The sequence below is a fragment of the Streptomyces sp. NPDC049597 genome, assembly GCF_040675505.1.
In the GTDB taxonomy this organism is placed as follows: Bacteria; Actinomycetota; Actinomycetes; order Streptomycetales; family Streptomycetaceae; genus Streptomyces.
Genome location: NZ_JBFAOY010000048.1, coordinates 1 through 12623, shown reverse-complemented (window position 1 = coordinate 12623; position 12623 = coordinate 1). Strand labels below are relative to the sequence as shown.

Sequence of the window (12623 nt, the reverse complement as noted above, 5' to 3'; positions counted from 1 at the left end):
GTCAGTGAAGCGATCGAAGGAATGGAAGGACCCATGGACACGGAGATACGCCGGGAAGTCGTCGCGGTCATGTGCGGCGTCGGGTTCCAGGAGAGCGAACTCACCGACGGCGCACGGCTGGCGGAGGACCTCGACATCGACTCGACCGAGATGGTGGAGATCGTCGTCGCCCTGGAGGAGCACTTCAGGATCTCGATCGACGCGGACGCCGAGGGCGGTTTCGCGACGGTCGCCGACCTCATCGGCTGTGTGGAGCGGCTGCGTGCGGCCGTTCCCGCCGGCGTCGCCGCGACGGAGGGATGAGGCATGCCCAGGATCGAGAACAGCATCGACATCGCGGCGGACGCCCGTGACGTCTTCGACATCACGAACGACATCGCGCGCTGGCCGGAGATCTTCAACGAGTACCACAAGGCCGTCGTCGTCTCCCAGGAGCGCGAGGGCCGCTGGACGGAGATCGTCTTCGAGCTGACCAACGAGGAGGGGAACAGCTGGCGTTCGTGGCGGCTGATCGACCACCGTGAGCTCGTCGCGATCGCCGAGCGCCGGGATCCGCTGTTCCCGTTCGCGTACATGCATCTGAAGTGGACCTGCACCCCGGTCTCCGGCGGTACGCGGATGACCTGGATCCAGGACTTCGAGCTGGACGAGAACTTCACCGTCCCGCTGCCCACCGTCCTGGAGCGCATGAACACGCACACCCGGGAGAACCAGGTCCGCATCAAGGAAAAGATCGAGTCGGGTGCCGTGAAGGCCGCCTGACCCGCGGACAACCCCCAAGGACCCGCGGCCGCTCCCGCCCCCTCCCCCGCGGGCGGGAGCGGCCGTGCCCACCGCGGCCCGATCGCGGGCCGCCGATCCCCTTCTTGCCGCCAGGAGGCAGACCGCCATGCGTATCGCCGTCTCCGGATCGATCGCGACGGACCATCTGATGCATTTCCCGGGCCGCTTCTCGGAGCAGCTCGTCGCGGACCGGCTGCGTGTGCTCTCGCTGTCGTTCCTCGTGGACCGGATCGACATCCGCCGCGGCGGGGCAGGCGCCAACATCGCCTTCGGCCTCGGTGTCCTCGGGCTGACGCCCCTGCTGGTGGGCGCGGCAGGCGCGGACTTCGACGACTACCGGGCCTGGCTGGAGCAGCACGGTGTGGACACCGGTTCGGTGGTCGTCGTGCCGGACGAGTACACCGCCCGGTTCGTCTGCACGACCGACGCCGACCAGAACCAGATCGGCTCCTTCCACGCCGGCGCCATGCGTGCCGCCGCCGACGTCTCGATCGAGGCGGTCGCCGAACGCGCCGGAGGCCTCGATCTGGTGGTCCTCTCGCCCGACACTCCGGACGCGATGCTGCGGCACACCGAGGAGTGCCGGGCGGCGGGGCTGCCCTTCGCCGCCGACCCGTCGCAGCAGATCGCCGCGATGAGCCGGGCCGACGTCCAGTTCCTGATCGGCGGCGCCCGCTATCTGTTCACCAACGAGTACGAGGCCCGGCTGCTGCAGGAGCGCACGGGCTGGAGCGCCCGGCGCATCCTCGACCAGGTCGGGACCTGGGTGACCACCCTCGGCGCGGACGGTGTGCTGCTCGAACGCGACGGCCGTGAACCGCGCGTGGTCCCGGCCGTCCCGGACGTCGTACCGGTCGACGTCACCGGTGCGGGCGACGCGCTGCGCGCCGGAATGCTCGCCGGCATCGCGCGCGGGCTGACGCTCGAAGACGCCTGCCGCCTCGGCTGCGTCCTCGCGTCCCTGGCCCTGGAGACCGTCGGGACACAGGAGTACGGACCACGGGCGACGAGCCTTGCGGACCGGGTTCGTGCGGTCTACGGCGACGGGCCCGCCACGGCCGGTGCTCTGGCCGTGGCAGGTGCCGCATGAGCGGCGTCCGGACCCTGCGCCCCGGCCCGCTGGCCGTGCCCTTCGTGGTCGCGGGGATCATCCCCACGGCCCTCGGACTCTGGCTCGCCGGGCCGACGGCACCGCTGCCGCTTGCCGCCACCGTCACCGCCGGAACCCTGCTGGTGCTGCTGGGGGCCTGGATGACGGCGGACGCGGTGGACCGGGTCTACCTGCGCCAGGGCACACCGCTGGGCGACCTGCCCCCCGACTACCTGGTGACGAACGGCTGGTACCGGATCGTCAGAAACCCGATGGCGGGCGGGATGACGCTGCTGCTGCTCGGCGAGAGCCTGCTGTGGCAGGCCCTGTCCGTCGTCGGCTGGGCCGCTGTCGTCCTCACCGTGTCGTACGTGGCCGCCGCCCGCGTCGAGGAACCAAGTCTGCTGGAGGCCTTCGGCGACGAGTACGCCCGCTACCGGCGCTCCGTTCCGGCCTGGCTCCCCTTCCCCCGTCCCGGGCGCGCCGCCCGCGGTGCCGCCGCCGGTGCACCCACCCGACTTCCCGCGAGCGACACCCCTACGAGCGAGGCATGAACGTGACGACGAACAGCAGCGGATCCGGCCCCGTCTACACCGACCTGAGCATTCCGGTGCGCCGTCGGGCTCCCGGCGTGCAGTTCGAGCAGTGGCTCCACCGGGAAGGCATCGGCATCCTCTCACGCCGCATCCGTGCGCTGCCCGGCGACAGCCGCCGCGACCGGATCGTGAACTATCTGCGCTGGCTCTCCGGCAGCCGCAGGCTGCGTGAACAGGACGTGCCGGGCGGGTGCTTCCTGTCCAACGAGTTCTACCGGATGTCCGTGCACCAGGGCACTCATGTGGACGCGCCCTTCCACTACGGCCCGACGTGCGAGGGCAAGCCCGCGAAGAAGGTCATGGACCTGCCCCTGGAGTGGTTCTGCGGCCCCGGGATCGTCCTCGACGTGCGCGAATGCCAGGGCACGGTCACCGAACGGGACGTGAAGGAGGGGCTGCGGCGTTCCGGTGCGCAGCCGGGCCCGGGGACCGTGGTGCTCTTCCGCACCGACTCCGATCTGCGGCTGGGGTCTCCCGCCTACTACACCGAGTCCACGGCGATCTCGCCGGGTGCCGTGGACCATCTTCTCGACCTGGGGGTGAAGGTGCTGGGGACCGACTGCTGGAGCTTCGACGGACCGGCCCGGGCCATGGTCGAGAAGTTCTTCGGCACGCGGGACTCCTCGGCACTGTGGCCCGCTCATATGCACGGCCGGGAGCGGGAGTTCATCCAGATCGAGGGGCTCGGCGGACTGCGCAACGTGCCCGAGGGGCCGTTCACGTTCATGGCGTTCCCCATCGCGCTGGCCGACGCGGGGGCTGCATGGTGCCGCGCGGTCGCGCGCACCGACAGCTGAAGGAGTTTCCCGTGACCGACCGTCCCGCATTCCTGCTGCCTCTCGCAGCGCCCACCGTGGCGGATCTCGCCGAACTGGCCCGCGACACCGTGGCACTGCTCGGGCGCCTCGGCGACCGTTCGCCGCGGTCGCTGTGCGCCGACGCCCTGACTGCCGCCGGCGCCGCGGCCGGCCACCGCATCGCGGTGACCGGGCACAGCTCCGCCGAGATCGCCGGCCGGCTCGCCGCCCATCTGGCCGGTGACCACGTCCGTGAGGTGTCGACGGGGTTCGCCGCCCCGGGCGCACGGCCTCGCATCGCGCTGCTGTGCAGCGGCCAGGGCGCGCAGTTCCCCGGCATGGGCATGGACCTGTACCGGTCGGAGCCCGTCTACCGCAAGACGTTCGACCGCTGCGCGGACGCCGCCGCCCCCTACCTCGCGATGCCCCTGGTCGAGCTGCTCGACGCGGACGCCTCGGCGGGGCCCGGTATCCACCGCCTTCCGCACGCCGCGCTGACGACCTTCGCGGTCGGCTGCGCCCTGACCGCGTTGTGGCGCGACCGGGGCGTGGAGCCGGACGCCGTTCTCGGTTTCAGCTCCGGCGAGTACCTGGCCGCGCATGTGGCCGGTGCGCTCACGGCCGAGGACGCCATCGCGCTGCTGGCCGCGGAGACGACGCTCGCCGAACAGGTCGGCGACGGAGCGATGTGCGTCGTGGGTGCCGCCGAGAAGCAGGTGCTCGAGGTGCTCGCCGAGCTCGGGCCGCAGGCCTCCCGGGTCGGTGTGGCCGCCGTCCTCTCCGCCGGTGACGTCTCCCTCTCGGGGTCCGCCGCCGAGCTGGCGGTGGTGACGGAGCGGCTGGCGGCTCTGGGCATCCGGACGTCGGCCCTCCCGGTTCCCCAGGGGTTGCACTCGCCCCTCCAGGAGCCGTTCCTCGACGAGTTGCGGGCCGCCGCCGCCCAGGTGCCGGCCTCGGCGCCGACGATTCCGATGGTCTCGACAGTGACCGGAAGGCCTGCCGGTCAGGAGGTGCTCGCCGATCCGGCGCACTGGAGCGCCCATCAGCGCGGGCCGGTGCGTTTCCTCGACGGCATGCGGACGCTGGACGCGCTGGGCACCACGGTGTACATCGAGGCCGGGCCGGGCCGGGCGCTCACCGGCATCGGGCCACGGGCTCTGGCCGGCGGCGGCGAGCGACTGTGGCTGGCCTCGATAGGCCGCAGTGCCGACGGCGCGGAGGCGATGCTGCGAGCGCTCGGGCGGCTGTTCACGGCGGGCGTGCCCATACGTCTCTGACGGCGGTGCGCGCGTCTCCGCCGGCGGTACGAGGTTTCCGCCGGCGACAGGGACTTCCGGGTTTCCGAGGGCGGTCCGGCGGCAGGAGTTCTGCCGCCGGATTGCCCTTGGACGGAAAAGGGATCCGCCCGCTTCAATCAGTGGGTCCGGCGCTACACTTACCGCTGATGAGCCAGGAAAGAAATACACGATCGGCCCCCGGCAGGCCGCGCAGTGAAGACGTTTCGCGGATAATTGTCGGTTCCGCGCTTCAGCTGCTGCGCGAGCGGGGCCCTCAGGGCGTGACCATGGAAGCGGTCGCGCTCACTTCCGGTTGCGCGAAAACCACCATCTACCGCCGGTATCGCAACCGTTACGAATTGCTCCGCGCCTCCCTGGACTTCGTCGAGGGAATTCCTGAACCACCCGCCGCCCTCTCCACCAGAGACCGTCTCGCTTTCCTCCTCGGTCAATTCCGGCACGGCCTGGAAGAGGTGGTGGGCATTCGCGCCGTGGCGGCTCTTCTGCGCGGTGACGACGACCCCGAATTCTCCCTGGCGTTCCGTGAGAGCGTTCTCCAGCCACGGATCGATGTGCTGGTGCAGGCGCTCGGAGACGGCATCGCCGCGGGCGATCTGAGGCCCGGCATCGACGGCCCGACGGTGGTCAGCATGTTGGCGGGGTCGTTCATCGCCCGCTCCGCCATGCAGGGAACCGTGCCCGCGGACTGGGCGGACACGGTGCTCGACACCCTCTGGCCGGCCATCAGGGCCTGACGCCCCCGCACCGCCGGACACGGTCCGGCGGTGCGGGTGGTCGACAGCGTCAGATGTTCATCCGGTGGCCCCGACCGCGCCTGCCTTCGCCGCCTTCCCGATGTGCTCGGAGCGCAGGCCGACGCCGATGAACCAGGCCGTCCAGCGGTTGAGGAACGGGAAGCGGCGCACGATCCGGGCGGCGAGCGGACGCTCCACGGTCGCCTGCCGGTCCTTGGGATACAGGTCGGCGAGCATATGGACCTGGGCCAGCTGCACGGCCCGTACGGGCAGCTCACGCCGCTTCTGCACCTTGTTGAGGTCCTGTCGGCTCGGCGCCCGGCCGGCGCGCAGCACCGGTCCCAGGATGCGCGCGGCGGCGACGGCGTCCTGTACCGCGAGGTTGATGCCCACGCCGCCGGCGGGGGACATCGCGTGTGCGGCGTCGCCGATGCACAGCAGTCCCGGCCGGTGCCAGGTGCGCAGCCGGTCCACGCGTACGGTGAGCAGCTTCACGTCGTCCCAGCTGCGGATCTCCTCCTCCATCCGCGCTCCGAGCCCTTCGCCGACGGCACCCACGTCGGCGCGGAGGCGCTCGATCCCCTCCGCCTGCACCGTCTCGTAGGCGCCCTGCGGGATGACATAGGCCATCTGCCAGTAGGTCCCGCGGTCGATGGTGATGAGCACGAAGCCCTGTGCGGTGTGCAGGAACGTCAGCCGTTCGTCCGGCTTCCGGCTGAGCCGGAACCACAGCACGTCCATCGGCGCCTGGCTGACGGCCGGCTGGAGGCCGGCGGACGAGCGCATGGCCGAGTGCCGGCCGTCGGCGGCGATCACGACGTCCGCGCGCAGCTCCAGCGGTCCTTGCGGGGTCGTCGCCCGCACGCCGAGGACTTCACCGCCCTCTCGGACGAGTTCGGTGGCCTCCGCGTTCTGGATCAGCCGGAAGCCAGGGTACTGCTTGGCCTTCCTGGCCAGGAAGTCGAGGACGTCCCACTGCGGCATGAAGGCGATGTACGGGTAGTTCCCGCCGATCTTGGAGAAGTCCGCGAAGTCGGTACGCCCGGCCGGGGTTTCCACGCTGATGGTGGTCACCCTGCTGTGCGGCAGTTCCAGGAACTCATGGATCAGACCGAGCTCCTCCATCAGCCGCAGCGTCGACGGGTGGACGGTGTCCCCGCGGAAGTCCCGCAAGAAGTCGCCGTGTTTCTCCAGGACGACGACCTCGACGCCCTGCCTGGCGAGCAGTAAGCCTGCCATCATGCCGGCCGGACCGCCGCCCACGACGACGCAGCGGGTGTATTCGGTGTGCACCGCGATGACTCCTGTGTTGGGGAGGGGTGGGGAGTCCGCCCCGGTCACCCCGGGGCGGCCTGGACACACGCAGCAGCGGGACGTTCAGTGGCCTGCGGCGACGGGCACCGGCTCGTCGCCGACGACGATGTCGCGGCTGCGGATGAGCGGAATGACCGCCAGTGCGCCGATGAAGGCGACAGCGGCAGCGAAGACGAGGATGGAGTTCAGCCCGTCGATGAAGCCGCTCTGGGCCGTCTGCGCGAAGATGCCGCGCTCCTGGGGCGGAAGCCCGGTGATGGCCTTGCCTATCTGTCCGGATGCCACGGCGTGGGCGAGTCCGTCGGCGCGGTCCGCGAGCGGGGTGCCGGCCAGCGCGTCGGACACGGAGCTCTTGACCTTGTCGGCGAACACGGCGCCCATGACGGCGACTCCGAGGGCGATGCCGAGGGAGCGGAAGGTGTTGTTCAGGCCGGAGGCGACACCGGACCGCTCGGAGTCCACGGCTCCGAGTGCCGCTGCCACCACGTTGGGATTGACGAGTCCGACGCCGAGGCCCGTGACCAGCTGACCGGCCAGCAGGCCCGTCCAGTCGTCGGACGGCTCCAGTCCGCTCATCAGCAGCAGGCCCACGCCGATCAGCGCGAGGCCCGCGGACACCAGCCAGCGGGCGGGCGCGACGGAGCCGAGCCGGGCGGCGAGGGCCGACGCGACGAAGATGGACAGGGTGAGCGGCAACAGCCGCAGGCCCGCCTCCAGCGGCTCGTGACGGAGCACCGTCTGCAGATAGAGCGTGAGGTAGAGCAACAGCGCGAAGGCCGTGGAGCTCATCGCCAGCACACCGAGACTGGCGCCCGTGGTCGTGATCTTCCCGAAGACCGCACCGGGCAGCATGGGGTTGCTCCGGGTGCGTTCGACCCACACGAACAGCGCGAGGGCCACGGCGGCGACGATGAACGCCGTCACGACCTGCGTGCTGCTCCATCCCGCCTCGTTGGCCCGCAGCAGCGCGAAGGACAGTGAGCCGAGAGCGGTGCTGAGCGTGACGAATCCCGGCCAGTCGACAGGCCCCGACATCTGGGCTCGGGACTCCGACATGCGGGTGAGCGCCCCCACCAGGGCCAGCACGCCGATGGGCAGGTTGATGAGGAAGATCCACCGCCAGCCGATGGCCTCCACCAGGACACCGCCCGCGAGCGGCCCGATCGCGAGGGCCATGCCGCTGACCGCGCCCCATACGGCGAGCGCGATGTGGCGGTCCTTGTTGCCCGGGTACGCGGCGGCGAGCAGGGCCAGTGAGGTGGCGAGCAGAGCCGCCCCACCGAGGCCCTGCAGGACCCGGGCGATGTTCAGGAACAGCGGGTCGCCCGCCACACCGCACAGCAGGGACGCGATCGTGAACAACGCCATGCCTATCGAGAACACCGCCCGCCGGCCGAACCGGTCCGCCAGCGACCCCGCGGTCAGCAGGGCTGCCGACAGGGCCACCGCGTAGGCAGCGACCACCCACTGCAGGTCGGAGAGCGAGGCGTCCAGTGCCTCCTCGATGTCCGGCAGGGCGATGTTCACGATGGTGACGTCGAGCAGCAGCATGAAGCTGCCGACGCAGACCAGGACGAGGGTCCACCAACGGTTGCCGGGCATGAGCGCTCCTCTGATCATGATCATTCAAATACGCTACGAGTAGCGTAGCGGAATTCTCCAGAGGGGTGCAAGGAATGCCCGGCCAGGGCTCACATCTCGGCCGGCACCCCGTCCACGTGCCACTGCCGGCCCAGGAACCGCTTGGCGTAGAGGGTGGTCTGGACGCGGTTGGGCGTGCCCAGCTTGGCGTAGATCCGGCTGAGGTAGTTGCGCACCGTCTTCGGGCTGATCCCGAGGTGCTTGGCGATGTGCCCCGTGTCGTGGTCGTCGGCCACGAGCGTCAGGATCTGCCGCTCACGGCCCGTCAGGTGGGACAGCGGGCCTTGCTCCGGCCGTTGCCCCGAGGCGATCTGCAGGATCAGCCCGGCCGCCGCCCCCGACAGGGCCGCGCCGTCCCGGTGCACCGCGAGCAGCGTCTGGCGCAACTCCTCGGCGCTGATCCTGCGTGACACGTAGGCGTTGGCCCCCGCCACGAACGCCTCCCGCATGAAGACGGGCTGCTGATGCGAGCTCAGGATGACGATCCGGACGTGCTCCGAATCGTTGCGGATCAGGCGCGCGGCATGCGTGCCGCCGGCGCCCGCGATGTTCAGGCCCGTCACCACGATGTGGGGCCGGTGAGCCCGCAGCGCCCGCAGCGCCGAGGCGCCGTCCACTGCCGTGGACACCACCGTGAACTCGCCAAAACTGTCGAGTAACTTTCCCAAACCTTCGAGCACGAGCTGCTCGCTGTCGACCAGGAGGACTCGTATCAATACCATCGGCGATCCCTAGGTTCGTTACCAGAAAACGGATCGACGGGACGAGGACACACCTGTAAGCCCCTCTCCCCCGAGACCGCGGTCGCTTCGACAGCGAAACAACCTGCGGCGATCTCGCATCCTACCCAGCCGCGGAACGCGCGGACGGAAAGTCTTCAAGTTGTTTCAGAAGGGGCTGCCGGCGAAAAGCTGAATTCACCATTCCGATGTCACGCAATTTGCCGCACCCGTCACACCGTGCCCCCCTTGGCGCCACGGTTCACGAGCCTACTCCCGGCCGATCATCATGAACGGCGTTTAAGGATCCGCCCGTTGGGGCAAACTCAACAATTCCCCCAGTAGCTCCTCGGTATTGGCGCAGCCCACACGCCCACGGCGAGTCCCGGCCCGGCGCACCGCCCCTCCCTCACCGCCCCACTCCCACCGGCCCTCGCGGAGCGCGCCGCGGGTCGCCCCCGTATACGCCCGTCCCGCGCGGGCCCACCCGCGCCGGTCTCCGGCCTTCGGGCGCGGACCGACGGCCGCGGACATGCCCGTGCCCCCTGCCGGGGCGGGCAGGGGGCACGGGTGGTGAAACGCGGATCGGGCGCCTGCGGTTGCCGGGACGGGGCCGTATCCGGTGATTCCCGGTCGGCGCCGGGACCTGCCTAGTCGATGCCGGGCAGGATGTGCGGCTCGGCGAGGTCGTCCTCGTAACCGGCCAGTCGGATCGGGGCCGACCGGGCCCAGACCTCGAGGTTGCGGATCTCTTCGGCCTTGCCGGCCCGTTCGCCGGGGCGCTCCGACGGTTGCGTCTCGGTCTTCACATCTCGTGTCACCGCGCACTCCTCTGTGTCGCGTATGTGGGACAGGGCAGTTGGGTCGCGGTGGCGCCGTCAACTCGGGCGGGACCGCGGCCGGGTTGGAAGCCTGTCCCTGGACGGCCGAAGGGGACTTGTGGATCCCTTGGAGGCCGTCCGTTCACCCCAGGGTAACCAAATGAGCGGACCCGCGCTCGATGGGGCCAGTAATTCGGCCCAATTCACGCCAACAACCCCTTCCAGATGGACAACGGCCGGTGCACCTGCTGGTGCACCGGCCGAAGAGAGTGGAGCTATGGGCGAGTTGCCCGTTTCCTACCAGTTTGCTGGGGCGTAGTCCTTGAGGAAGCAGCCGAACAGGTCCTCGCCGCTCTCGCCCCGGACGATCGGGTCGTACACGCGGGCGGCTCCGTCGACCAGGTCGAGCGGGGCGTGGAAGCCCTCCTCCGCCAGCCGCATCTTGTCCGGGTGGGGGCGCTCGTCGGTGATCCAGCCGGTGTCCACGGCGGTCATCAGGATGCGGTCGCTCTCGAACATCTCCTGCGCGCTGGTGCGGGTGAGCATGTTGAGCGCGGCCTTGGCCATGTTGGTGTGCGGGTGGCCCGCGCCCTTGTAGCCGCGGCTGAAGACGCCCTCCATGGCGGAGACGTTCACCACGTACTTCCGCCGGCCCGCCGCGGCCGCCATCACCGGGCGGAGCCTGCTGATCAGGATGAACGGGGCGGTGGAGTTGCAGAGCTGCACCTCGAGCAGCTCGACCGGGTCGACCTCGGAGACCGTCTGGATCCAGCTGTTGGTGTCGTGCAGGTCGGGGACCAGGCCGCCGGCGTCGATGGCGGTGCCGGCCGCGATGCGCTCCAGGGACGCGGAACCGCTGACCAGCGCGAGGTCGGTGACGTCCTGGGCGCTCAGGCCCTCGCCGCGGGACGAGGGCAGGGCGGCGACGGCGTCCACCGCGCCGCTGCCGAACGTGCCGATGACCTGCGCGGGCGGCAGCTCGCCCGCCGGCAGCGGAGCCGACTCGGCGGCGACGAGCTCGCTGTACGCCTGGGGCGAGCGGCGTACGGTCTGGGCCGCGTTGTTGATCAGGATGTCGAGCGGGCCCTCGGCGGCGACCGAGTCGGCCAGGGCGACGACCTGCGCCGGGTCGCGCAGGTCGATGCCGACGATCTTGAGCCGGTGGATCCACTCGTCGCTGTCCGGCATGGCCTTGAAGCGGCGGATGGCGTCGTTGGGGAAGCGCGTGGTGATGGTGGTGTGGGCGCCGTCGCGCAGCAGCCGCAGCGCGATGTACATGCCGATCTTGGCCCGGCCGCCGGTGAGCAGGGCGCGCTTGCCGGTCAGGTCGGCGCGGGCGTCCCGCCGGGCGCGGTTGTCGGCCGCGCACTTCTGGCACAGCTGGTGGTAGAAGGCGTCGACCTCGACGTAGCGGGTCTTGCAGATGTAGCAGGAACGGGGGCGCTGGAGTATGCCCGCGATCTCGCCCACGACGGACGAGGACGGCAGCAGCCCCTGCGTCTCGTCGTCGATGCGCTCGGCGGAGCCGGTGGCGGTGGCCTCGGTGACGGCCCTGTCGTGCGCGGTCTTCGCGGCCCGGCGCTCCTGGCGGCGGCGCTGCTTGACCGTCCGGTAGATGCCGGCGGTGGCGCGGCGCACGGCGATGGCGTCCGGGTGGTCGATCTCCAGCTTGTCGAGCTCTTCGAGCACGCTCAGGCAGACGGCCAGACGCTCGGGGTCGATGCCCGGTCCGTATACCGGGCTGTCCTCTGTGACGGTCATGGCCTGTGTTGTTCCTCGATCACTCGAATGCCGGAGTTTCAAAAGCGCGATTTTACTGAGTGATGGGGTGTCGGCCAAATGACGGGCGTCACGTCGGGCCCGCCCTCAGCCCTGCCGACGGCCCGGGGGCCGGTCGAACACGCAGTCGCCGCACAGTCCGCCCGACGGGCAGCGGTAGTACAGGCAGCAGGTGCGGCGCCGCAGCGCGGGACCGTGCACGGTCCCGGACAGCCCGGGGCCGGCGAACAGCTCGCCCGCGAGCGAGGCCGCCCGCTCGGCCGCCTCGGGCCGCCCGGCGCGCCGCGACCACGCGGTCAGCTCCCGTACCGCGCCCGCGAGGGCGGAGCCCGCGTTGCCCCACAGCAGCCGCGCCGAGACACGCGTGTCGCGGCGCAGTGCCTCGGCGAGGGGGACGAGGTGCCGCAGCAGCACGGTCTCGCGGACGGTGGCCGCATCCGCGGGGAGCCCGTGGACCTCCCGCAGCACCAGATCGTCGGGCGCGCTGCGGGCCGGGTCCCAGTGCAGCAGCGCCGGGTCGAGATCGGGGACGCGGCCGTGGAGCGCCGCACACCCGAGGGCCACCGACCACAGGCGGGCGGCGAGCCCGAGGTGGGCGACCGAGGCGGCGACGCGGCGCTCGGGCGCACGCAGCGCGGCGGCGACCGCGTCGACGCGGTCGCCGAGCAAGGGGCTCCGGCCCGCGTACACGTCGGCGAGCGGACGGTGCCCCGGCTCCGGCCCGCCCGCGCGCAGCGCGAAGAACCCTCCGACGGACGCCGTCCGATCCAACAGCGTCGGATCCATGCCGCTCCCCCTTGTCTCCCACCCGTTCCGGCCCGCCGAAAATCCGGTGACGCAGCACCGGATCGTCGTCAAGGATGTCGCGCAGTGCGGCGGCGGACGACACCGGTGTCCCGAAGACGCGGCTGTCGGCGGCCGTGCCGCGCGTGACAGGGGTGCACATCGGATACTGGGGATGAAACCGCGCGGCGGGGGGGGGGGGGGGGGGCCCCCGCCCCCCCCCCCCCCCCCGCGAGGGGGTGGTGGGGTCGTCGTGCCCAATAGACCG

13 protein-coding genes are annotated in these 12623 nt (G+C 71.0%); 7 read left to right on the top strand and 6 right to left on the bottom strand.

Annotated elements, in window-relative coordinates:
- The first annotated feature begins 33 nt into the window (after positions 1-33).
- The 7 genes from AB0K02_RS31635 to AB0K02_RS31605 all read left to right on the top strand — a co-directional run bounded on the left by AB0K02_RS31635 (position 34) and on the right by AB0K02_RS31605 (position 5298).
- Positions 34-303, top strand: coding sequence for an acyl carrier protein (locus AB0K02_RS31635; protein WP_365996053.1), 270 nt, complete (start codon positions 34-36; stop codon positions 301-303).
- Positions 304-306: 3 nt separating this feature from the next.
- Complete coding sequence (locus AB0K02_RS31630) at positions 307-762, top strand: SRPBCC family protein (RefSeq protein ID WP_365996052.1); 456 nt, start codon at positions 307-309, stop codon at positions 760-762.
- A 127-nt stretch (positions 763-889) separates the two neighbouring features.
- Positions 890-1873, top strand: coding sequence for a carbohydrate kinase family protein (locus AB0K02_RS31625; RefSeq protein ID WP_365996051.1), 984 nt, complete (start codon positions 890-892; stop codon positions 1871-1873).
- Positions 1870-2427: an isoprenylcysteine carboxylmethyltransferase family protein gene (locus tag AB0K02_RS31620; protein ID WP_365996050.1), complete on the top strand. Its 558-nt coding sequence runs from the start codon at positions 1870-1872 to the stop codon at positions 2425-2427. Before AB0K02_RS31625 ends, AB0K02_RS31620 begins: the two co-directional genes overlap by 4 nt.
- Entirely contained in the window at positions 2424-3266 is an 843-nt protein-coding gene (locus AB0K02_RS31615; RefSeq protein ID WP_365996049.1) for a cyclase family protein, read from the top strand. Before AB0K02_RS31620 ends, AB0K02_RS31615 begins: the two co-directional genes overlap by 4 nt.
- An 11-nt stretch (positions 3267-3277) precedes the next feature.
- Complete coding sequence (locus AB0K02_RS31610; protein ID WP_365996048.1) at positions 3278-4543, top strand: acyltransferase domain-containing protein; 1266 nt, start codon at positions 3278-3280, stop codon at positions 4541-4543.
- A 167-nt stretch (positions 4544-4710) separates the two neighbouring features.
- The gene (locus AB0K02_RS31605) at positions 4711-5298 is read left to right on the top strand and encodes a TetR/AcrR family transcriptional regulator (protein ID WP_365996047.1); all 588 of its coding nucleotides are present in this window, start codon (positions 4711-4713) and stop codon (positions 5296-5298) included.
- Between the two features lie 57 nt (positions 5299-5355).
- On the opposite strand, the gene AB0K02_RS31600 is transcribed toward AB0K02_RS31605, so the two are convergent.
- From AB0K02_RS31600 to AB0K02_RS31575, 6 genes are all read right to left on the bottom strand, one after another.
- Positions 5356-6591, bottom strand: coding sequence for an FAD-dependent oxidoreductase (locus AB0K02_RS31600; RefSeq protein WP_365996046.1), 1236 nt, complete (start codon positions 6589-6591; stop codon positions 5356-5358).
- 84 nt (positions 6592-6675) lie between these two features.
- A complete protein-coding gene (locus tag AB0K02_RS31595) occupies positions 6676-8214 on the bottom strand; it encodes an MFS transporter (protein WP_365996045.1) in 1539 nt (512 codons plus the stop codon).
- 89 nt (positions 8215-8303) lie between these two features.
- Positions 8304-8975, bottom strand: coding sequence for a response regulator transcription factor (locus tag AB0K02_RS31590; protein WP_365996044.1), 672 nt, complete (start codon positions 8973-8975; stop codon positions 8304-8306).
- A 647-nt stretch (positions 8976-9622) separates the two neighbouring features.
- Positions 9623-9793, bottom strand: coding sequence for a hypothetical protein (locus AB0K02_RS31585; protein ID WP_365996043.1), 171 nt, complete (start codon positions 9791-9793; stop codon positions 9623-9625).
- Between the two features lie 297 nt (positions 9794-10090).
- The gene (locus AB0K02_RS31580) at positions 10091-11554 is read right to left on the bottom strand and encodes an SDR family NAD(P)-dependent oxidoreductase (RefSeq protein ID WP_365996042.1); all 1464 of its coding nucleotides are present in this window, start codon (positions 11552-11554) and stop codon (positions 10091-10093) included.
- A gap of 105 nt (positions 11555-11659) precedes the next feature.
- The gene (locus tag AB0K02_RS31575) at positions 11660-12358 is read right to left on the bottom strand and encodes an IucA/IucC family C-terminal-domain containing protein (protein ID WP_365996041.1); all 699 of its coding nucleotides are present in this window, start codon (positions 12356-12358) and stop codon (positions 11660-11662) included.
- Between the last annotated feature and the right edge of the window lie 265 nt (positions 12359-12623).

Coding starts and splice junctions, on each gene's coding strand:
- AB0K02_RS31635 (WP_365996053.1), top strand. CDS start 34: ATGGACACGGAGATACGCCGGGAAGTCGTCGCGGTCATGTGCGGCGTC.
- AB0K02_RS31630 (WP_365996052.1), top strand. CDS start 307: ATGCCCAGGATCGAGAACAGCATCGACATCGCGGCGGACGCCCGTGAC.
- AB0K02_RS31625 (WP_365996051.1), top strand. CDS start 890: ATGCGTATCGCCGTCTCCGGATCGATCGCGACGGACCATCTGATGCAT.
- AB0K02_RS31620 (WP_365996050.1), top strand. CDS start 1,870: ATGAGCGGCGTCCGGACCCTGCGCCCCGGCCCGCTGGCCGTGCCCTTC.
- AB0K02_RS31615 (WP_365996049.1), top strand. CDS start 2,424: ATGAACGTGACGACGAACAGCAGCGGATCCGGCCCCGTCTACACCGAC.
- AB0K02_RS31605 (WP_365996047.1), top strand. CDS start 4,711: ATGAGCCAGGAAAGAAATACACGATCGGCCCCCGGCAGGCCGCGCAGT.
- AB0K02_RS31595 (WP_365996045.1), bottom strand. CDS start 8,214: ATGCCCGGCAACCGTTGGTGGACCCTCGTCCTGGTCTGCGTCGGCAGC.
- AB0K02_RS31590 (WP_365996044.1), bottom strand. CDS start 8,975: ATGGTATTGATACGAGTCCTCCTGGTCGACAGCGAGCAGCTCGTGCTC.
- AB0K02_RS31580 (WP_365996042.1), bottom strand. CDS start 11,554: ATGACCGTCACAGAGGACAGCCCGGTATACGGACCGGGCATCGACCCC.
- AB0K02_RS31575 (WP_365996041.1), bottom strand. CDS start 12,358: ATGGATCCGACGCTGTTGGATCGGACGGCGTCCGTCGGAGGGTTCTTC.